This is a genomic window from Burkholderia sp. LMU1-1-1.1, from assembly GCF_040675865.1.
Classification (GTDB): Bacteria; Pseudomonadota; Gammaproteobacteria; order Burkholderiales; family Burkholderiaceae_D; genus Rugamonas.
The window spans coordinates 171,128-191,042 of sequence record NZ_JBEGHG010000003.1; the positions used below are offsets into that span (position 1 = coordinate 171,128).

General features: G+C 65.6%; 15 protein-coding genes and 1 riboswitch. Of the genes, 9 read left to right on the forward strand and 6 right to left on the reverse strand.

Annotated elements, in window-relative coordinates; translation table 11 throughout:
- Positions 1-2: 2 nt before the first annotated feature.
- From MRBLMU1_RS04350 to MRBLMU1_RS04360, 3 genes are all read right to left on the reverse strand, one after another.
- A complete protein-coding gene (locus MRBLMU1_RS04350) occupies positions 3-749 on the reverse strand; it encodes an SDR family oxidoreductase (RefSeq protein ID WP_363497546.1) in 747 nt (248 codons plus the stop codon).
- A gap of 46 nt (positions 750-795) precedes the next feature.
- On the reverse strand, positions 796-1,128 hold the full coding sequence (locus MRBLMU1_RS04355; RefSeq protein ID WP_363497549.1) for a hypothetical protein: 333 nt from the start codon (positions 1,126-1,128) through the stop codon (positions 796-798).
- 131 nt (positions 1,129-1,259) lie between these two features.
- Complete coding sequence (locus tag MRBLMU1_RS04360; protein WP_363497552.1) at positions 1,260-3,245, reverse strand: TonB-dependent receptor; 1,986 nt, start codon at positions 3,243-3,245, stop codon at positions 1,260-1,262.
- 83 nt (positions 3,246-3,328) lie between these two features.
- Positions 3,329-3,522, reverse strand: a riboswitch (cobalamin riboswitch).
- Between the two features lie 217 nt (positions 3,523-3,739).
- Here MRBLMU1_RS04360 and MRBLMU1_RS04365 point away from each other — a divergent pair.
- Complete coding sequence (locus MRBLMU1_RS04365; RefSeq protein ID WP_363497554.1) at positions 3,740-4,546, forward strand: DODA-type extradiol aromatic ring-opening family dioxygenase; 807 nt, start codon at positions 3,740-3,742, stop codon at positions 4,544-4,546.
- 93 nt (positions 4,547-4,639) lie between these two features.
- Here MRBLMU1_RS04365 and ylqF read toward each other — a convergent pair whose 3' ends face one another.
- Positions 4,640-5,590 carry a ribosome biogenesis GTPase YlqF gene (ylqF, locus tag MRBLMU1_RS04370; protein WP_363497557.1) on the reverse strand — a complete coding sequence of 317 codons (951 nt, stop codon included), beginning with the start codon at positions 5,588-5,590 and terminating at the stop codon, positions 4,640-4,642.
- A 130-nt stretch (positions 5,591-5,720) separates the two neighbouring features.
- Here ylqF and MRBLMU1_RS04375 point away from each other — a divergent pair, with 130 nt between their 5' ends.
- Both MRBLMU1_RS04375 and MRBLMU1_RS04380 read left to right on the forward strand, forming a co-directional pair.
- Positions 5,721-7,706 (forward strand): OPT family oligopeptide transporter, encoded by a 1,986-nt coding sequence (locus MRBLMU1_RS04375; protein WP_363497560.1) that lies wholly within the window; start codon positions 5,721-5,723, stop codon positions 7,704-7,706.
- 231 nt (positions 7,707-7,937) lie between these two features.
- The gene (locus MRBLMU1_RS04380; RefSeq protein WP_363497563.1) at positions 7,938-9,950 is read left to right on the forward strand and encodes an alpha/beta hydrolase family protein; all 2,013 of its coding nucleotides are present in this window, start codon (positions 7,938-7,940) and stop codon (positions 9,948-9,950) included.
- A gap of 33 nt (positions 9,951-9,983) precedes the next feature.
- Here MRBLMU1_RS04380 and MRBLMU1_RS04385 read toward each other — a convergent pair whose 3' ends face one another.
- Positions 9,984-10,910, reverse strand: a complete 927-nt coding sequence (locus MRBLMU1_RS04385) for a histone deacetylase family protein (protein WP_363497566.1) — start codon at positions 10,908-10,910, stop codon at positions 9,984-9,986.
- A 143-nt stretch (positions 10,911-11,053) separates the two neighbouring features.
- Between MRBLMU1_RS04385 and MRBLMU1_RS04390 the strand changes: the two genes are divergently transcribed.
- The 5 genes from MRBLMU1_RS04390 to MRBLMU1_RS04410 all read left to right on the forward strand — a co-directional run bounded on the left by MRBLMU1_RS04390 (position 11,054) and on the right by MRBLMU1_RS04410 (position 16,955).
- Positions 11,054-11,974, forward strand: coding sequence for an AAA family ATPase (locus MRBLMU1_RS04390; RefSeq protein ID WP_363497569.1), 921 nt, complete (start codon positions 11,054-11,056; stop codon positions 11,972-11,974).
- Positions 11,974-12,969: a DUF58 domain-containing protein gene (locus MRBLMU1_RS04395; protein WP_363497571.1), complete on the forward strand. Its 996-nt coding sequence runs from the start codon at positions 11,974-11,976 to the stop codon at positions 12,967-12,969. The genes MRBLMU1_RS04390 and MRBLMU1_RS04395 overlap by 1 nt, the downstream gene beginning before the upstream one ends.
- Positions 12,966-14,999, forward strand: a complete 2,034-nt coding sequence (locus MRBLMU1_RS04400) for a transglutaminase TgpA family protein (protein WP_363497574.1) — start codon at positions 12,966-12,968, stop codon at positions 14,997-14,999. The genes MRBLMU1_RS04395 and MRBLMU1_RS04400 overlap by 4 nt, the downstream gene beginning before the upstream one ends.
- Positions 14,996-16,135 carry a lytic murein transglycosylase B gene (mltB, locus tag MRBLMU1_RS04405; protein ID WP_363497577.1) on the forward strand — a complete coding sequence of 380 codons (1,140 nt, stop codon included), beginning with the start codon at positions 14,996-14,998 and terminating at the stop codon, positions 16,133-16,135. Before MRBLMU1_RS04400 ends, mltB begins: the two co-directional genes overlap by 4 nt.
- 481 nt (positions 16,136-16,616) lie before the next feature.
- The gene (locus tag MRBLMU1_RS04410) at positions 16,617-16,955 is read left to right on the forward strand and encodes a hypothetical protein (protein WP_090315555.1); all 339 of its coding nucleotides are present in this window, start codon (positions 16,617-16,619) and stop codon (positions 16,953-16,955) included.
- Between the two features lie 92 nt (positions 16,956-17,047).
- Here MRBLMU1_RS04410 and cysM read toward each other — a convergent pair whose 3' ends face one another.
- The gene (gene cysM, locus MRBLMU1_RS04415) at positions 17,048-17,950 is read right to left on the reverse strand and encodes a cysteine synthase CysM (protein WP_363497580.1); all 903 of its coding nucleotides are present in this window, start codon (positions 17,948-17,950) and stop codon (positions 17,048-17,050) included.
- A 203-nt stretch (positions 17,951-18,153) separates the two neighbouring features.
- On the opposite strand from cysM, the gene MRBLMU1_RS04420 reads away from it, so the two are divergent.
- On the forward strand, positions 18,154-19,914 hold the full coding sequence (locus tag MRBLMU1_RS04420) for an FAD-dependent oxidoreductase (RefSeq protein ID WP_363497583.1): 1,761 nt from the start codon (positions 18,154-18,156) through the stop codon (positions 19,912-19,914).
- The last annotated feature ends 1 nt before the right edge of the window (position 19,915 follow it).

Below are 19,915 nucleotides of genomic sequence, written 5' to 3' on the forward strand. Positions count from 1 at the left end.
AGCTAGCGCGAGCCGGCGACGTCCAGGATCGCCCCGCTGACGTAGGACGACTGCGGCGACAGCAACCACAGGATGGACTCGGCGACTTCCTCCGACCGGGCGGCGCGCCCCATGGGCAGGCTCGATGCCATCCGCGCCACGCGATCGGGCATGCCGCCGCTGGCGTGGATCTCGGTGTCGGTGACGCCGGGCCGCACGCAATTGACGCGGATACCCTCCTCGGCCACCTCCTTGGACAAGCCCAGGGTCATCACATCGATGGCGCCTTTGGAGGACGCGTAGTCGATATAGGTGTTGGCGCCGCCATGCCGGGCCGCTCCGGACGAGACGTTGACGATGCCGCCACCCTGCCCGCCGCCGCGCGTCGACATGCGCTTGACCGCCTCCCTGGCGCACAGGAAGGCGCTCATGATATTGGTCGTGAAAACGCGCTGCATCCGCTCGGCCGACATCTCCGTCAGCCGGCACTGTTGTTCCAGCACGCCGACGTTGTTGACCAGCGCCGTCATCGGCCCCAGTTGCGCGTCGACCGTCGCGAACAGGCGCAGCACGTCGGCCTCCACGCTCATATCTCCCTGCACGACGATCGCCTCGCCACCCTCGCCGGCGATTTGCGCGCGCAGCTGTTCGGCCGCGTCGCCGTTGCTGACATAGTTGACGCAGACGGCGTAGCCACGGCGGCTCGCCATCAAAGCCGTCGCCGCGCCTATGCCCCGGCTGCTGCCGGTCACCACCATCACCTGTTTCATCGCTCGCCTTGTAAAAAAGCCCGCTGTCGCGGGCTTGTGGTCTGGGTTACTTCTCCGGACTGGTGTTTTTCAGCGCATAAGTAACGTGCTGCCACCAGTGGTCGCGCGAATCGACGGTCCGCAGGCACTTCTTGTCGATCTCGCCTTTGAACATCGGGTCTTCGCACTTTTTAGTCATCAACGCATAGCGCTGATTTTCCGCGTTGGCCAAGGCGACCACCAGCCAGAAGACAAAGCCCATCAACACCACCACCAGGCTCCATGCGACATGGTTGATATACGCCCACTCGAACAGCGTCTCGATGACTGGTGACGATTCCTTGTAGAGATGCATCACCTTGCCTTCGGCGGCCTTCCGTTCGTCGCTAATTTCTTTCATTTTCGTACCCGTTCCAAATTAAAGCGCATCTTTGCGTGGCGGGTGACACGTCAAACCACGCCACGAGCGGAGATTACCACTTTTCAGGCGCGAGGTGGCCGTTCGCGCCCGGGCTGAGGGTTAAAACCCGCTTAAAACTCGTAGCGGGCCGACAGCTTGAGCTGGCGGCCGTCCGCCGCGTAGATACCGCCCTTACAGGAAAACGCCTGCGAGTAATACTGCTTGTCCGTCAGGTTGAGGCCCGACAGCGCAAACTCCCACTGGCCAAACTTGCGGGCATAGCGGGCGTCGACGGTGGCGAAGCCGGGAATTTTGCCCGAGCAGCTGTTATCGAAGTCCGAGCCGTAACGCTGGCTGTCGACCCACTGCGTGCCGATGTCGGCGGATTGGCCATCGGCCGGAGTCCAGCTCAGTCGCGCGCTCAGCGTGTTCTCTGGCACCAGCACCATCTGCTTGCCGCTGTTGGCGCCCTCGCGGAACTTGGCGTCGACGTACTGGTAATGCGCGCTGACGGTCCAGTCGGTGGCGATGCGCTGTTCCGCATCCAGTTCGAAGCCCCGGCGTTTGGTTGGATCGAGGTTGACGTTGGCGAACATCGTCGGATCGTAGAAGATCTCGTTGCTCAAGTTATGACGGAATACGCGCGCCGTCACCTTGCGCGAGGCGTCGGCGTAACTGGCGCCCAGCTCCAGATCGCGCGACTTCTGCGGCAGCAGCGCGGCATTGATCACCGGCGTGAACGCGTTTTCGTCGGCGTTGGCGACCCGATAGCTTTGGCCCGCTTTTCCGAACACGGTCACGCCGGTAAGCGGCATATAGCTCGCTTGCAGTTCCCAGGCGTTCAATCCCTGTGCGACGTCGTAGGCGGTGGTGGCGAAACCATCCGGATTGCTAAAGTTCTTGTCGAAGATCTCGCGCCGCACGCCCGCCGAAATCCGGCCCTGATGCGCGGTGTCGAAGCGCAGTTCGTCGCGCAAATAGAACGCCTTCGACCTCTGCTCGGCGTCGGCGGTGGCGGCGGTGCGCTCCCACTTGCTCAGGTCCACGCCGGCCACCACCTCATTGAGCATGCCGCCGATCTCGCCGAGACGCCGTACGCGCGGCGAGAACTGAATCTGCTTGCTGTCGCTGGTGCCGACTGACGACCCGCCAGTGTAGAAGTAAGCCGAATCGACGGTCTTTTTGCGGTACGACAGGTCGGCCGCCAGATCGTAGCCGGCCAGGCGGTACTGGCTGAAGAGGGTGAAGCGGTCGCTGTCGAGCGAGCCGTGGTCATTCGGCGTGGCCGCCTGGCGCGGATTGGAGTTGAATTGCGCCTCGGTCAGCGAACCTGGCAGGCGCATGTCCTGGCGCGCGCCTTCATAGCGGAAGCCCACGCGGCCCAGGTTGTTGAACCACTGCGCGCCGCCGCTGAACTGCGTTTGCTTGAATTCGTTGTTGTCGCGATAGTTGTCGGTGCGCTGGTGGCCCAGGGTCGCATCGGCCGCGAAGCCATCCCAGGCCTGTGCCGCCGACACGCGCGCCTCGCCGGCGTTGAACCGGCCGCCTTCGACGAAAACGCTGCCACGTCGGGTGTTCTTGCCCGGGCTCTTGGTGACGATGTTGATCACGCCACCGGTGGCGCCGTCGCCGTACAACACGCTGGCGCCGCCACGCGTGATTTCGATGCGGTCCACCGTATCGACCGGAATGGTCGACAGGATGGCGGTGCTCAGCTCATTTTCCGACAGGCGCACGCCATCGAGGACGATCACCATATTCTGGCTGCTGTTGGTGCCGAAGCCGCGCAGATCGAGATCGAAATCCGGGCTGCCGTTCAGGCTTTGACGGCCATAGACGCCGCCGATCTTGCGGATCGCCGAATTGACGTCGCTGACGCCGGCGCGGCGGATGTCCTCGGCCGAGATCACCGTGGCGCCGATCGGGGCCAGCGCCGGATCGGCGTCGAAGCGGGAGCCGGTAATAACGACCGGCGCCAGCACTTGGGCGACCTGCGCGCCGACGGCATCTTGCGCGATGGAGGGGGCCGGCGCGAGGGCGGCGGCGATGAAGCAAAGGGAAACGGCGGCGGCCAGCAAACGTGGCGCCGAAGGCGGAACAAACGCGAAGGAATTCATGGCAAATCGTTTTCAAAAGAGACATCCGCGCCTGCGTCCCCGCAAGTCGGAAGTGTACGGAAGCCGCGCGCCGGTCGACGGCGCGCGCTCCCCCCTGTCTGGCCGATATCCGGGCTGGCCGGCGCGGTCGTCGGAGCATATCTCGACAAGGCGCGGGCGTTACCGTTGCGGGGGCAGCACACCTTGGCCGCTTCGCGGAGTGCGGAAGCGGCCCTGTGTTTCCCGTTTAACCGCGCACGTGAACACATGCGCAGGCACCAGAACCCGGGCATTATACGCGGTTGGTCCCCCATCCTCCCCCGGCCCGGAGCCCAAGAACACCGCGGAGACACGTAGGGCGGATTAGCCGGAACGGCGTAATCCGCCATCCATGAGCCGCCACCAGCCCCTCCATGATTCAGGAAATAGATATGACCTATCTACATTTCGCGCATTGATCGCAGCCTCCCGCATCCCTATAGTATGGATATCAACACCATACCCGGAGCACCACCATGAGCACCCCCCATACCCTTCCCACCTACTTCCTCTCCCACGGCGGCGGTCCCTGGCCATTCATGATGGACCAGGTGGGCCACCTGTACGCCAAGCTGGACGCCTCGCTGCGCGACATCCCGCGCCAACTGGGCGTGACACCGAAGGCGGTGCTGGTCGTCACCTCGCACTGGGAAGGCCGCGACTTCATGCTGTCGTCGTCGGCCAAGCCGCCGATGCTGTACGACTACGGCGGCTTCCCGCCCCACACGTACGAGGTGCAATACAGCGCCCCGGGCGCGCCCGAACTGGCGGCGCACATCAAACAACTGCTCGACGCCGGCGGACACCCCGCGCAGCTGGACGAGCAGCGTGGATTCGACCACGGCACCTTCAGCGCCATGTACCCGGTGTACCCGAACGCCGACGTGCCGATCGTGCAGCTGTCGCTCAAGCACGGACTCGATCCGAAGACGCATCTGGAGGTGGGCCGTCTATTGGCGCCGCTGCGCAAGGAAGGTGTGCTGATCGTCGGCAGCGGCCTGAGTTATCACAATCTGCGGGCGTTCAACGCACAGGGCGCGGCGGCGTCGCATCAGTTCGACGGCTGGCTGCGCGCGGCCATGGCGCTGCCGCCGGCCGAGCGCACGGCGGCATTGATCGAGTGGGAGAAGGCGCCGGCGGCGCGCATGGCGCATCCGCGCGAGGAGCATCTGCTGCCGCTGATGGTGGCGCTGGGCGCGGCCGAGGACGAGCCGGCGGCGGTGCCGTATCACGAGGATGCGTTTATGGGGGCGCTGGCGGTGAGTAGTTTCAAGTTCGGGTAACCCGCACAGTCAACCCGCGATGCGGACGCGGGGTCGTACCCAGTGGGGTACGACCCCTGCCCGGATCTGCGGGTTGGGTGCTAACGAAGTTGTTTACGTCCCGCGTTTGCCCTTGGCGTATTCGGCGGCCTTGGCTTCGGCGATCGCGGCTTTTTCGGCCGCCTTGGCGGTCGCCTCCACCGCGTATGCATCCAATCGCTCCTTGCGAGACGCCGGCGTCTCGAGCGAAATGCGGCCCAATGTGCCGCTGCGGTAGTCGCCCAGGAAGGTGTGCGACGCCTTCTCGAAATCCAGGTCGCCGCCCTTCTGCCGGAAGCCGCGCTTGGCCGCCACGCCCTCCACCACCGCGATGCCGTCGAACGTTTCGATGTCCTTGAAGCCGTAGCGCGCCACCAGCAGCTGCGGATAGTACTTCAGCATCTCGTCGGCCAGGAACACCGCCACCTCCTCCTCGATCAGCGCGTTCGAACCGATGGCGTGGCTGGCGGCCAGCATCAAGCCGTCGCTCGGCAGCGCGATCTTCGGCCACAGCATGCCGGGCGTGTCGACCAGGATGGTGTTCTTGTCCAGATAAAGCTTCTGCTGCTGCTTGGTCACCGCCGGCTCGTCGCCGACCTTGGCCACTTTGCGCTTGAGCAGCGCGTTCATCAGGGTCGACTTGCCGACGTTGGGAATCCCCATGATCATGATGCGCAGCGGCTTGGTCGGCACGCCACGGTGCGGCGCCAGCTGCTTGGCCAGTTCCGGCACGCGCGTGACGTCGGCCGGCTTCTTGGTCGTCATCGCGAACGCCGTCACGCCCTCCTGCGCGTTGTAATACGCTACCCACGCCGCCGTGGCGGCGGGATCGGCCAGATCGATCTTGTTGAGGATCTTCAGGCACGGACGCTGGCGGAACTTGCGCAGCTCCTCCACCATCGGATTGGTGCTGGCCTCCGGCAGGCGCGCGTCGACCACCTCGATCACCAGATCGGTGTTCTCCATCTGCTCCGCCGCCTTCTTCTTGGCGGCGTTCATGTGCCCCGGGTACCATTGTATCGACATGCTCTGACCTTCAAAATCGTTCTGACAATCCGCTATTTTACCTGCTGACCCGGACGGGATTCGGATATCATGAGTCGCTTTTCCGTTTTTCTGACCATATAAACAATATTTTTCAACCGGAGTGCTGAAGATGAGCATAGCTGCACCGTCCAACCCGAGGGAGATCACCCTCCGCGGCATTATTCTGGGCATCCTGATTACGCTGGTATTCACGGCGGCACAGGTCTACCTGGGCCTGAAAGTGGGCCTGACCTTCGCCACGTCGATTCCGGCGGCGGTGATCTCGATGGCGCTTTTGAGCGCCTTCAAGAACGCCACCATCCAGGAAAACAACATCGTCCAGACGATCGCCTCGGCCGCCGGCACGCTGGCGTCGGTGATTTTCGTGCTGCCAGGCCTGCTGATGATCGGCTGGTGGGCGCACGTGCCGTTCTGGCCGACCTTCGGTGCCTGCGCCATCGGCGGCGTGTTGGGCGTGATGTACACGGTGCCGCTGCGCCGCGCGCTGGTGTCGCAATCGAACCTGCCGTATCCGGAGGGCGTCGCCGCCGCCGAGGTGCTCAAGGTCGGCACGGCCTCGCGCGCCGGCGCGGCCGAGGGCAAGGCCGGCCTGCGCGCGGTGGTGCTGGGCGCCGTCAGCTCGGCGCTGTTCGCCGCCGGCGCCGCCGTCAAGGTAATGGCCGGCGAATTGTCGTTCTACTTCCGCACGGGCGCCGGCGCCACCGGCATCGGCGCCTCCGGTTCGCTGGCGCTGATCGGCGCCGGCCACCTGATGGGCATCACGGTCGGCCTGGCGATGCTCGCCGGCCTGGTCATCGCCTGGGGCATCATGGTGCCGCTGATGACGTCCCTGACCCCGGCCGCCGCCGGCGTCGACGCCGCCGGCCACGCGCTGGGCATCTGGAAAACCGAAGTGCGCATGATGGGCGCGGGCGTGATCGGCATCGCCGCGATCATCACCCTGGCCGGCCTGGCCAAGCCGATCTTCGGCGGCCTGAAATCGGCCATGGAGACCGCGCGCCGCGCCAAGCTCGATGGCGCCGTGCTGGAACGCACCGAGATGGATATGCCGATCTTCATCGTCGGCCTGGTCACCCTGGTGGCGATGGTGCCGGCCGGCTGGCTGCTCACCAGCTTCCTGCAGGGCGGTCCGCTGTCGTCGATCGCCTTCCCGCTGGTGGCCGTCGGCATCGCCTACATCCTGGTCGCCGGCATCCTCGCCGCAGCCGTGTGCGGCTACATGGCGGGCCTGATCGGCTCCTCCAACTCGCCGGTGTCGGGCATCGCCATCTTGACGATCCTGGGCGCGGCGCTGAGCGTGGGTATGGTCGGCCGCAGCATCATGGGTCCGGAAGTGGCGCAGGCACTGATCGCCTTCGCGCTGTTCGTCACCACCGTGGTGCTGGCGGTGGCCGTCATCGGCAACGACAACCTGCAGGATCTGAAAACCGGCCAACTGGTCGACGCCACGCCGTGGAAGCAGCAGGTCGCGCTGTTGATCGGCGTGTTCGCCGGTTCCTGCGTGGTGCCGCCGGTGCTCGAGCTGCTCAACCACGCCAACGGCTTCGTCGGCGCGCCGAACCTCGACTCGATCTCGGACCAGCCGCTGGCCGCGCCGCAGGCGCTGTTGATCTCGACCTTGGCCAAGGGCGTCATCGGCGGCAACCTGCAATGGAACCTGCTCGGCTACGGCGTGCTGGTGGGATTGGTGCTGGTGGCGATCAACTTCGTGCTGAAAAAAGCCAGCAACGACAAATACAGCCTGCCGCCGCTGGGCGTGGGCCTGGCGATCTACCTGCCTAGTTCGGTGATCACGCCGGTGGTGGTGGGCGCGGTGGCCGGCTACTTCTTCGAGCGCGCCTGCGGCAAATCGGCCGGCGGCGAAACGGCCAAGCGCCTCGCGGTGCTGGTCATGTCCGGCTTCATCGTCGGCGAGAGCTTGTTCAACGTCGCGCTGGCCGGCCTGATCGTGCTGTCGGGCGAAGGCGAGCCGCTGGCCATCCACAACTCGCTGAGCGAAGCGCACACGATGATCATCTCGCTGATCGTCGCCACGTTCGTGGTCGTGGGCCTGTACCGCTGGTCGTCCAAAAACGGCCACGCCGTCAACGCCTGATAAAAAGTAACAACCCGCAACTCCGGGGTCAGGTCCACCATTTCTACACAAGCTGAGCAGTAGCGGGCAAACCGCCCGCCCTACGGTCCAGGACGTGTAGAATTGGTGGACCTGACCCCGGTGTTTTTTCGCAAGAAGGACAGTTGCCGCAAGGTGATCTTGCGTCCGCGCATAGACAAATAAGTCCATACCGAATAGGATTGCCAAATTCCTAACGACATTGGTCATTGCATGCGACGCTCCCGTTTTTACCTATTGGCCGCCGCACTGTGCGCGGCCGCGCTGCACCACGCCGCCGCCGACGACATGCCGGCCGTCGCCGGCTTCTTCCAGACCAGTCAAGTCAGCCACGCCGCGCTCTCGCCCAAGGGCGGCTATGTGGCGATGGTTACCATGCTGGCCGATGGCACGCAGGCGCTGGTGATCCGCGATACCGCCGACCTCAAACAGGTCAAGGTCGTCAGCCGGGTCGATCCGGAGACGGCCGTCTTTCACGCCACCCATTGGATCTCCGAAAACCGCATCGGCTTCACGCTGAAAAACATGCGCCTGAATTTCGAGACCAACCTGGACGAGTTCGCCATCGACCGCGACGGCGCCAACCACCGGCATCTGATCAACGGCAACTGGGCGCACAACACCGACGCGCCGCCGACCGGTTCGATGCTGACCAGCCGCGTCCTGACCGCCGACTACGCCTTCCACGGCGCCGCCAACGACGGCTCGGACGACATCCTGGTGAAGAAATACCGCTGGAACCACACCGACCTCGGCCCCGCCTCGTCTCGCCTGTACCGGCTCAACACCCGCACGCTCAAGCTGAGCAGCACGTTCGAGGGGGGCCAGCCCGAGGCCAGCGACCGCTGGATCACCGACGCCAACGCCGTGCCGCGCGTGGTGCTGTCGAAGGTCAAGGGCCGTTGCATCGCCTCCTACCGCCAACCGGACGCGACAAGCTGGACCCAGATCGACAACGGCCTGTGTTACGAGAACCGGCGCTTCGCGCCGCTGTTCTTCGACGGCGCCGACACGCTCTACGTGCAAGCGTCCCACAAAGGCTATGCCGCGCTGTTCCGCTACGACCTGAAGACGATGGCGATGGACAAGGAACCCACCGTGGAGGCGGAGGGCTTCGATTTCCGCGGCACGGCCGAGATCGACTACCCGACCAAACGGCTGATCGGCATCCATCTGGAAACCGACGCCGACACCACGGTCTGGTTCAACGGGCGCATGAAGGCCGACCAGGCCAAGATCGACGCCGCCCTGCCCGGGACCATCAACACCGTGCTGTGCGGCGCCGACTGCCTCGGCTCGCCCGTGCTGCTGATCCGTTCGGCCTCCGACCGCCAGCCGCCCCAGTACGTGCTCTACACCCGCGCCACCGGCGCCGTGATCGGCCTGGGCGGCACGCATCCCGACCTCAAGCCGGCGCAGATGGGGCCGCGCAGCTTCCACCACTACACGGCGCGCGACGGCCGTTCCATTCCCGCCTATGTGACCATGCCGGCCGTCAAGGCGGCCGGGCCGCGCCCGGCGGTGGTGCTGGTGCACGGCGGGCCCCATGTGCGCGGCGCCTCGTGGGAGTGGGACCAGGAGGCGGCCTTCCTGGCTTCGCGCGGCTATGTGGTGATCCAGCCGGAGTTTCGCGGCAGCACCGGCTTCGGCCAGGCGCACTTCGAGGCCGGCTGGAAGCAATGGGGCGGCGCGATGCAGGACGATCTGGCCGACGCCGCACAGTGGGCCGTCAAGCAGGGCTGGGCCGATCCCAAGCGCATCGGCATCATGGGCGCCAGCTACGGCGGCTACGCCACGTTGATGGGACTGATCAAGGACCCGCAAATCTTCCGCGCCGGCGTCGAGTGGGCGGGCGTGACCGATATCAAGCTGATGTTCACGTCGAGCGAGTCGGACGCGTCGCAGGAGGAGCTCGGCTACGGCATGCGCACCTTGATCGGCGACCCGGACAGCGAGGCCGACGCCGCGATGTTCCGCCGCAATTCGCCGCTGTTGCGCGCGGCCGAACTCAAGCAACCGCTGCTGATGGCGCACGGCGCCGGCGACCGCCGCGTGCCGCTCGCCCACGCCAGCCGCTTCCGCGACGCCATCAAGGCGCACAACCCCAACGTCGTGTCCCTCATCTACGACGACGAGGGCCACGGCTGGCGCAACGAGAAAACCAATATCGCCTTCTGGCGGCAGGTCGAAGCCTTCCTCGACAAGCACCTCAAGCGCGCGGAATAGGGGAAGCCGGCCGGGCAACGCCGGCCGGCGGCATCAGATCTCGGCCAGCGCCTTCACATGCGCGACCACGCTGCGCCCGAGCGCCGACAGGTTGTAGCCGCCCTCCAGGCAGCTGACGATGCGGCCTTTGCCGTACAGGCGCGCCACCTCCATCACCTGTTCCGTTATCCACGCGTAGTCCGCCTCGACCAGTCCCATGCCGCCGATGTCGTCCTCGCGGTGGGCGTCGAAGCCGGCCGAGATGAAGATCATCTCCGGCTTGAACGCGTGCAGCGCCGGCAGCCACTGCTCGGTGACGATCTTGCGCACGGCGTCGCCCTTGGTGGCGAGCGGCACCGGCACGTTGACCAGGTTGGCGGTGATCGGCTCCGGTTCGGTGTACGGATAGAACGGGTGCTGGAAAAAGCTCACCATCAGCGCGCGCGGCTCGTTGAGGAAGGCCTCCTCGGTGCCATTGCCGTGGTGGACGTCGAAGTCGACGATGGCCACCCGCGCCAGGCCGCGCGCGTCGAGCGCGTGCTTGGCCGCCACGGCGACGTTGTTGAACAGGCAGAAGCCCATCGGCTCGATCGGCCGCGCGTGGTGGCCGGGCGGGCGCACCGAGCAGAAGGCGTTATCGATCTCGCCATCGATGACGGCGTCGGTCGCGGCCACGGCGGCGCCGGCGGCGCGCTGGGCGGCCAGCCAGCTCCAGGCGTTGAGCGAGGTGTCGCCGTCGATCGGATAGGTGCCGCCCGGCGCCGGCACGTTGTCGCGCACGATGGCGATGGCGTTGCGGCTGTGGTTGCGCTCAAGGTCGGCCAGCGCCACCAGCGGCGCCTCGCGGTGCTCCAGCAGGTCGCTGATGTGCGATCCGATCAGCTGGTCCGCGATGGCTTGCAGGCGCGCCGGGGATTCGGGGTGCCAGTCGCCCATGTCGTGGCGCTGGCAATCGGGATGGCTGTAAATGGCTGTGGTCATGTCTATGGTTTTTACAGGGCGGCGCATGCTCTGCGAATGGTCCGCGTCACCGCGCTATATCCGCTGCGCAGTTTCTCGCATAGAATCGTTCAAACGCCGCTCCTGATTCTGCTGATCCCAGGCGCTAATCTACCATACATATCATGTACACAAAATTGCACGCGGTGGCACGCCAGGTCGGAGACATCATTGTCGGCAAGGACTTGCAGATACGTCAAGCACTCACCTGCCTGCTGGCCGGCGGCCACCTGCTGGTCGAGGACGTGCCGGGCGTGGGCAAGACCACCTTGGCGCACGCGCTGGCGATCTCGCTGGGGCTGCGCTTCAACCGCATCCAGTTCACCAGCGACCTGCTGCCGGCCGACGTCAACGGCATCTCGATCTACGAGCGCGAGAAGAACGGCTTCGTGTTCCATCCCGGCCCGATCTTCACCCAGGTGCTGCTGGCCGACGAGATCAACCGCGCCACGCCGAAGACCCAATCGGGCCTGCTCGAGGCGATGGAGGAGCGCCAGGTCAGCGCCGACGGCGTCACGCGCCCGCTGCCGCTGCCGTTCTTCGTCATCGCCACGCAGAATCCGACCCACCAGATCGGCACCTTCCCGCTGCCGGAATCGCAGTTGGACCGCTTCCTCATGTGCCTGTCGCTGGGCTATCCGGACGCCGCCGCCGAACGCGCGCTGCTGATGGGCGAGGACCGCCGCGTGCTGCTCAAGACGCTGCCGGCGGCGATGACGCCGCCCGAGCTGGCCGCCGCCCAGCAATCGCTCAAGCAGATCCACGTGTCGCCGTCGCTGGTCGACTATGTGCAGGCGCTGGCGGCCGCCTCGCGCCAGAACGGCATGTTCGCCGAGGGCATGAGCCCGCGCGCCGCCATCGCGCTGTTGCAGGCGGCGCGCGCCTGGGCCGCGCTGGAGGGACGCAACCATGTGCTGCCCGAGGACGTGCAGGCGGTGCTGGTGCCGGTCTGCGCGCACCGCCTGCGTCCGCTCAAGGCGGCGCACGGCGTCGCGCTGGCCAGCCGCGACCTGGTGCTGCAGTTGCAGAAATCGGTGCCGTTGTAGTGACTTCCGGCCTGCAAGCGCTGTACCGCAAAGGCCGTGACAAATGGCTGTTCCAGCTGCGCGGCAGCGAGCCGGGCGAGGTCACCCTGACATCGCGCCGCGTGTTCATCGTGCCCACGCGCGCCGGCCTGTCCTTCACCTTGCTGCTGTTGATCATGCTGATCGGCGCCCTCAATTACAACCTCGGCCTGGGTTTCGCGCTGACCTTCTTCACCGGCGCCTGCGCGGTGGCCGACATGTTCCTGACGGCGCGCAACCTTGCGCTCCTGAAGCTGGCGCCGGGCCGCGCGCAGCCGGTGTTCGCCGGCGAGGAGGCGCAGTTCGAGCTGCACCTGGCCAACCCCACCAGGCTCGATCGCTACGCCATCCGGCTCGGCTTCCAGGCGCACGGCGAGCCGCGCCAGGTGACGGACGTGGCGGCCGGCGGCGCCAGCGTGGTGGTGCTGTCGGCGCCGACGCGCGAACGCGGCTGGCTGGCCGCGCCGCGCATCCAGCTGACGACGCGCTTCCCGCTCGGCCTGTTCAAGGCGTGGAGCTACTGGCAGCCGGACTTGCGGCTGCTGGTGTATCCGGCACCCGAATCGCCGGCCCAGCCGCTGCCGTCGCGCGGCGCCGCCAGCGAGGACGGCCACGGCACCGTGGGACTGGACAATTTCGCCGGCATCCGCAGCTACCAGCAGGGCGATCCGATGCGGCATCTGGCCTGGCGCCAGATCGCCCGCCACGATCCGGCGCTCGGCGGGCAACTGGTGACCAAGCATTTCGAGGGCGGCGCGGTGGCCGAGCTGGCGCTGGACTTCGCCGACCTGCCGCTGCAACTGGACCTGGAATTGAAACTGTCGCGCATGACGCAATGGGTGCTGGAGGCGGAGCAGCGCGCCCTGCCCTACACGTTCCGCCTGGCGCAGCACGCCTACGGTCCGGCGCTGGGCGACGCCCACCGCGCCGCCTGCCTGCGCGCGCTGGCGCTGTTCGGACGGGAGGGCGGCGCATGAGCGATACGCCGCGACGCGGACCGACGGCGGGCCTGGGACGCCTGGCGGCCCTGCCGCGCGACAAGGCCGACACCCTGCTGCTGCTGGTCGCCGCGGTGATGGTGCTGGCGCCGCACTTCGCCCACCTGCCGCCGTGGGTCAGCGCGGCCGTCTGCGCCACCTTGCTGTGGCGCGCCGCCATCACCTGGCGCGGCAAGCGCATGCCGCCGATGTGGCTGCTGGTGCCGGTCGCGGTGGCGGCGATGGCCGGCGTCTACCTGACCTACCGCACCTTGCTGGGCCGCGACGCCGGCGTCGCCATGCTGACCCTGCTGCTGGCCTTCAAGCTGCTGGAGATGCGCGCCAAGCGCGACCTGTTCGTCGTCATCTTCCTCAGCTTCTTCGTGCTGCTGACCAGCTTTTTCTATTCGCAGACGATGGCGGCGGCGCTGTTCATGACCGCCACCTTGATCGTGCTGCTGACGGCGCAGCAGTCGTTCCAGTACACCGGCGCCGTGCCGCCGCTGGCGCGGCGGCTGCGCACCTCGGCCAAGCTGTTCCTGCTGGCGGCGCCGCTGGCGCTGCTGATGTTCATCGGCTTTCCGCGCATCCAGGGGCCGCTGTGGGGCATGCCGGGCGACGCCCACAGCGGCCGCAGCGGCATCTCCGACAGCATGGCGCCGGGGACGCTGTCGTCGCTGGCGCAATCGGACGACGTCGCCTTCCGCGTGCGCTTCCTCGACCGGGTGCCGCCGCAAAACCAGCTGTACTGGCGCAGCATCGTGCTGGGCGACTACGACGGCCGCACCTGGACCCGCGTGCCGCGCCGGCGCGGCGCGCAAAGAACGGACATCGCCATCAGCGTGCGCGGCCAGGCGATCCACCACGAGGTGACGATGGAACCGACCGGCAAACGCTGGCTGGCGCTGCTGGAGCTGACCGGCCCGCGTTTCAGCGTGCCGGGCTTCAACGTGCGCGAGTCGGATGAAATGGAGCAGTTCACGATGGAACCGTTGGCGCGCCGGGTGCGCTACGCCGCCAGCGCCTATGTCGATTTTCAATTGCAAGCCGATGAAGAGCCGCGCAACCTGGCGCGCTGGCTGGAGCTGCCGGACGGCTTCAACCCGCGCACGCTGGCGTTGGCGCAACGGCTCAAGCGGGCCGCGCAGTCGGCGGACGCGCGCCAATTATCGCAGCAGGTGCTGTCGATGTTCCGCAGCGACACCTTCCACTACACCTTGCAGCCGCCGCTGGCCGGGCGCGACATGGTCGACGACTTCCTGTTCACCAGCAAGGCCGGCTTCTGCGAGCACTATTCCGGCGCCTACGTGGTGCTGATGCGCGCCATGGGCGTGCCGGCGCGCGTGGTCACCGGCTACCAGGGCGGCGAGATGAATCCGCTCGACGGCTACCTGACGGTGCGCCAGTCCGACGCCCACGCCTGGGCCGAGATCTGGATCCCGTCGCAGGGCTGGCGCCGCGTCGATCCCACCGGCGCCGTCGCGCCCGAGCGCATCGCCCGCAACCTGGCGCGGGCGCTGCCGGCGCCGTCCGCTTTCGGCTTCGGCCAGTTCATCGAACTGCAAAACGACCCCGATTCGTGGCTGGCGCAACTCAGATTCCGCTATGCCGCGCTGAATAATTCTTGGAATCAATGGGTCCTGGATTACAATCCAGAGAGGCAGCGAAGTTTCCTTGCGGAACTAGGTTCCGTGTTCGGCAATTGGCGCAGCGCGGTCGGTGCGGCATCGGTCTGCGCGCTGGCCTGGCTGCTGCACTGGCGGCGGCAACGCCGGCCGGCCGCGCCGCTCGACGGACTGTACCAGGCCTTTTGCCGGCTGCAGGCGCGTCACGGTTATGCGCGGCGCCCCGATGAAGGCCCGCTCAGCTATGCTGCCCGTCTGCGGGACATGCCCGCCAGCGCGGAAAAACACGCGGCGATGGAGACATTTTTAACCCTGTACGGCGCGCTGAAATACGGCGGCGCCGGGGCCGAACAACGAACGGCGTCGCTCAAGACGCTGAAAACACTGCTACCTTTATGCCGATGAAGACATTGATTACCCCCCTGCTGGCCGCCGCGCTGCTGGCCGCCAGCGGCGCCAGCCACGCCCAGGTCGACCGCTACGGCTACACGCTGCCGCCCAGCATGCAACAAAAAGCCAAGAAGAAAAAAGCCCCGCCCGTCAAAAAGAAAACCGTACCCGCCATCGATTACGTCGGCGAATACGTCAACTTCGGCGAATGGAAGGAGGTGCGCGCCTTCCTCGACGACGTCGCCACCCGCAACGGCTTCGACCGCAAGGAACTGGACACCTTGATGACGCAGGTGCGCTATGTCGACGCCGCCGTGCAGCTGGTCAAGCCGGCGCCACCGGGCAAGCCGAAAAACTGGAACGCCTACCGTACGCTGACGATCGAGCCGGTGCGGGTCGACGGCGGCGTCAAGTTCTGGAACGAAAACGCCGACGCGCTCAACCGCGCCGAGGCGCTGTACGGCATCCCGGCCGAGATCCTGGTCGGCATCATCGGTGTCGAGACCGTGTACGGCCGCGTCACCGGCCGGTTCCGCGTCGTCGACGCGCTGACCACGCTGGCCTTCTCCTATCCGGAGGCGCCGCAGCGCGCCGCCCGCATGGAATTCTTCCGCGGCGAGCTCGAGTCCACGCTGGTGTTCGCGCGCCGCGACGGCATCGACCCGTTGTCGCTGCGCGGCTCGTTCGCCGGCGCCATGGGCATGCCGCAGTTCATGCCGAGCAGCCTGATCAAATATGCGGTCGACTTCGACGGCAGCGGCCACATCGACCTGCTCGGCTCCAGCACCGACGCCATCGGCAGCGTGGCCGCCTTCCTCGCGGCACACGGCTGGGAGCGCGAACAAGGCGGACCGCTGGTGTACGCGGCCGCCGTGTCGCCCAACAAGGCGTGGGAACCGATGCTGCACCAGGGCCTGACGGCAAAATATGCGCCGCAGGACTTGATAGCGGCGGGGGTCACCACCACTGTACCGGTGCCGGAGCAACAAACCTATGGTCTGGTGGATCTGCAAAACGGCGCCGACCCAACCGAATACTGGTTGGCCAACAGTAATTTCTTTGCAATTACGCAATACAACCGCAGCTATTTCTATGCGATGTCGGTCATCGAGCTGGGCCGCGCGGTGCGGCTGGCGCGCGGCGGACAGTAGAAACGGCGCACGGCAATGCGCGCGGGCGCGTGTAAGGACGGCGATGAGGGATGTAAGCAACCGTAACGGCTGTTGTTCGTCCCACTTGCACGCGGTATTGTTTAGTTGACACTTGGAAATTATTCATCCAAACTGGCTTCTAAAGCATCAAATCATAAGCATCTATACAACGGAATTGCCTTATAATTAACTTTAGTTGCTAAATAATAGCGTGCACCATAGCGTAGCACAGGAGTCGGTGTATAATTCTCACACAATGTTGCATCGGGACAACAATACCCGACTTTGCAATTTTTTTCTATTGCTGTCGGGTATTACATTGCGAGATGTTGTATAATTGTGTATATATTATGAAACTTGTTATCCCGGAATCGGTCCGTGTGTAAATTCGTTCCTTGGTAAGGATGAACATTAACGCAGCAAAGCGAGCTCCGAGTGTTGTACTTTGCAGGACAACTTTACAGAAGGAAAAGACGAAATCATGACAAACCAAGTCGGCATAGATATGAACAACGATGCGGATGGCGATGACCTGCTGCAATACAATCCCAACCGCCTGCTCGATACCCTGATCGAAAACCTGCGTTTGAAAAACGACGCGGCTCTGTCGCGCGCGTTGGAAGTCGCACCGCCAGTGATCAGCAAAATTCGCCACCACCGCCTGCCAGTGGGCGCTTCGCTGCTGATCCGCATGCACGAAGTAAGCGATCTGAGCATTCGCGACCTGCGTTACTTGATGGGCGACCGCCGCAACAAGTTCCGCATCAGCGATAAGCAGTTCAAACCAAAGGAAGGCGAACCAGGCCAGGGCCAGGGTTAAGTTTTACCCCGGCACTGACCTGCTCCGTTTTACCCTTGTGTCCCTCCCCCCTCTTGCAGGGGCGAGGGATGCGTCTTTTTACGCGCTAGGTTTTACGCCGGAAACACGCCGGTGGACAGATAGCGATCGCCCCGGTCGCACACGATGAACACGATGGTCGCGTTCTCGACCGTCTGCGAAACGCGCAACGCGATCTCGCAGGCGCCCGCCGCCGAAATACCGCAAAAGATACCTTCCTCCGCCGCCATCCGGCGCGCCATGCGTTCGGCCGACGCCTGCGACACCGCCTCGACCTTGTCCACGCGCGTGCGGTCGTAGATTTTCGGCAAGTAGGCTTCCGGCCATTTGCGGATGCCGGGAATCGACGAGCCCTCTTCCGGCTCGGCGCCGATGATCTGCACGTCGGGATTCTGTTCCTTCAGATAACGCGACACGCCCATGATGGTGCCGGTGGTGCCCATGGCGCTGACGAAATGGGTGACGCGGCCGTCGGTGTCGCGCCAGATTTCCGGGCCGGTGCCCTCGTAGTGCGCGCGCGCGTTGTCCTGGTTGCCGAACTGGTCAAGGATGACGCCCTTGCCGTCCTTTTGCAGTTGCTCGGCCATGTCGCGCGCGTATTCCATGCCGCCGGTCTTGGGCGTGAGCATGATCTGCGCGCCGTAGGCGGCCATGCTCTGGCGACGCTCGACGCTCAGGTTCTCCGGCATCAGCAACAACATCTTGTAGCCGCGCAACGCCGCCGCCATCGCCAGCGCGATGCCGGTGTTGCCGCTGGTCGCTTCGATCAGCGTGTCGCCCGGTTTGATGTCGCCGCGCTCCTCGGCGCGCTTGAGCATCGACATGGCGGCGCGGTCCTTGACGGAACCGGCCGGGTTATTGCCTTCGAGCTTGCCGAGAATAATATTGTTGCGCGCGACCGCGTCCGCGCCGGGCAGGCGGGTCAGCTGCACCAGCGGTGTATTGCCGATCGTATCTTCCAGAGTCTTGTAAGCCATCGTGTTCAATCTTCAGTGGTTTCGCTAAAACATGCATTTTAATCCGAGTTGCCGTTGCGCGTATGGCAAGGGATGGCCGTCCCCTGCCTGAGGAGGTAAAGTGCCGGAAGTCTTTGGACTGGAGGCGCCGCATGCGCTAGACTTGCGTCATCGCTGCATCGCACCACGCGCGCGCCACCCCACTCTTACACGACACGACCGCCATGTCCACCTCACCGCTTGAAATGCTGCCCGACGCCACCCCTGAAACACCGGCGGCGCTGCCGGCCGACCTGGAGAGCCGCCGCCACCAGATGTTTCCGACCTTGTCCGACAACGACATCAAGCACATGCTGCGCTTCGGCCACGTGCGCCACTTCAGCGACGGCGAAAAAATCGCCGAGGCGGGCAAGAGCAGCTACGGCATGCTGCTGGTGCTCAAGGGCGGCGTCGCGATCACCCGCTTCGACGGCCTGGGCAACACCTCGTATATCACCACGCACACGCCCGGCCAATTCTCCGGCGAAGTGGCGCAACTGTCGGGGCGTCCGGCGCTGGGCAACGCCGACGCCGTCGGCGACGTCGAAGTGCTGGTGATTCCGCCCGAATCGCTGCGCGCGCTGCTGGTCGCGCACGCCGACCTGGGCGAGCGCATCGTGCGCGCGCTGATCCTGCGCCGCGTCGGCCTGATCGAACAGAACTCGGGCGGCCCGGTCATCGTCGGCCCGCGCGGCCACGGCCGCATCCACACGCTGCAAAGCTTCCTGGCCGCCAACGGCCATCCGTACAGCGTGCTCGATCCGGAGGTGGACCAGCAAGCGACCGAGCTGCTGGCCCACTACCAGCCGACGCCGGACGAACTGCCGCTGGTGGTGTGCCCGGATGGCGTGGTGAAGAAAAACCCGACCGTGGTCGACATCGGCCGCTGCCTCGGCATGCTGCCGGACCTGCCGGCCGACAAGGTGTGGGACGTGATCGTCGTCGGCGCCGGCCCCTCGGGACTGGCGACGGCGGTGTACGCCGCGTCCGAAGGTCTGTCGGTGCTGGCGCTGGAGACCCGCGCCTTCGGCGGCCAGGCGGCGGCCAGCGCCCGCATCGAAAACTATCTCGGCTTCCCGACCGGCGTTTCCGGCCGCGCGCTGGCCGGCCGCGCCTACGTGCAGGCGCAGAAGTTCGGCGTCGAGATCGCCATCCCCGCCCCCGCCGGCCGGCTGATCTGCGACACCTATCCGCTGCAGGTGGAAATGTGCGGCAGCCTGCAGCGCCTGCAGGCCAAGACCGTGGTGCTGTCATGCGGCGCGCGCTACCGCCGGCCGTCGCTGGCCAACCTCAAGCAGTTCGAGGGCAAGGGGATTTATTACTGGGCGTCGCCGATCGAGGCCAAGCTGTGCAAGACCGAGGAGATCGTGCTGGTCGGCGGCGGCAACTCGGCCGGCCAGGCGGCGGTGTTCCTGTCGGGACACGCCTCCAAGGTCCATATGCTGATCCGCAAGGACAGCCTGTCGTCGACGATGTCGAGCTATCTGATCGAACGTATCCAGGCCACGCCGAACATCGAGCTGCACACGCATTCGGAGATCGTCGCGCTGGAAGGCGACGAGGATGGACTGAAGCAGGTGCGTGTCCGGAATTCGAAAAGCGAAGAGGAATGCGATTACGATGTCTGCCGCGTGTTCCTGTTCATCGGCGCCGACCCGAACACCGGCTGGCTGGAGGACTGCGGCGTCGATGTCGACGGCCACGGTTTCATCCGCACCGGCTTCGACGTCACCAAATCGCAGTGCAAGGCCAACTTCGAAAAAGGGGTGTACCCGCGCGAGATGCCGGCGCGCGCCGCGCTCGAGACCAGCGTGCCGGGCGTGTTCGCCATCGGCGACGTCCGCGCCAGCTCGACCAAGCGGGTCGCGGCGGCGGTGGGCGAAGGCGCGGCGGTGGTGTCGCAGATCCACGCGTTCTTGGCAAATTTACCCGCCGACAAGCGATAGC

Coding starts and splice junctions, on each gene's coding strand:
- MRBLMU1_RS04350 (WP_363497546.1), bottom strand. CDS start 749: ATGAAACAGGTGATGGTGGTGACCGGCAGCAGCCGGGGCATAGGCGCG.
- MRBLMU1_RS04355 (WP_363497549.1), bottom strand. CDS start 1,128: ATGAAAGAAATTAGCGACGAACGGAAGGCCGCCGAAGGCAAGGTGATG.
- MRBLMU1_RS04360 (WP_363497552.1), bottom strand. CDS start 3,245: ATGAATTCCTTCGCGTTTGTTCCGCCTTCGGCGCCACGTTTGCTGGCC.
- MRBLMU1_RS04365 (WP_363497554.1), top strand. CDS start 3,740: ATGAGCACCCCCCATACCCTTCCCACCTACTTCCTCTCCCACGGCGGC.
- ylqF (WP_363497557.1), bottom strand. CDS start 5,590: ATGTCGATACAATGGTACCCGGGGCACATGAACGCCGCCAAGAAGAAG.
- MRBLMU1_RS04375 (WP_363497560.1), top strand. CDS start 5,721: ATGAGCATAGCTGCACCGTCCAACCCGAGGGAGATCACCCTCCGCGGC.
- MRBLMU1_RS04380 (WP_363497563.1), top strand. CDS start 7,938: ATGCGACGCTCCCGTTTTTACCTATTGGCCGCCGCACTGTGCGCGGCC.
- MRBLMU1_RS04385 (WP_363497566.1), bottom strand. CDS start 10,910: ATGACCACAGCCATTTACAGCCATCCCGATTGCCAGCGCCACGACATG.
- MRBLMU1_RS04390 (WP_363497569.1), top strand. CDS start 11,054: ATGTACACAAAATTGCACGCGGTGGCACGCCAGGTCGGAGACATCATT.
- MRBLMU1_RS04400 (WP_363497574.1), top strand. CDS start 12,966: ATGAGCGATACGCCGCGACGCGGACCGACGGCGGGCCTGGGACGCCTG.
- mltB (WP_363497577.1), top strand. CDS start 14,996: ATGAAGACATTGATTACCCCCCTGCTGGCCGCCGCGCTGCTGGCCGCC.
- MRBLMU1_RS04410 (WP_090315555.1), top strand. CDS start 16,617: ATGACAAACCAAGTCGGCATAGATATGAACAACGATGCGGATGGCGAT.
- cysM (WP_363497580.1), bottom strand. CDS start 17,950: ATGGCTTACAAGACTCTGGAAGATACGATCGGCAATACACCGCTGGTG.
- MRBLMU1_RS04420 (WP_363497583.1), top strand. CDS start 18,154: ATGTCCACCTCACCGCTTGAAATGCTGCCCGACGCCACCCCTGAAACA.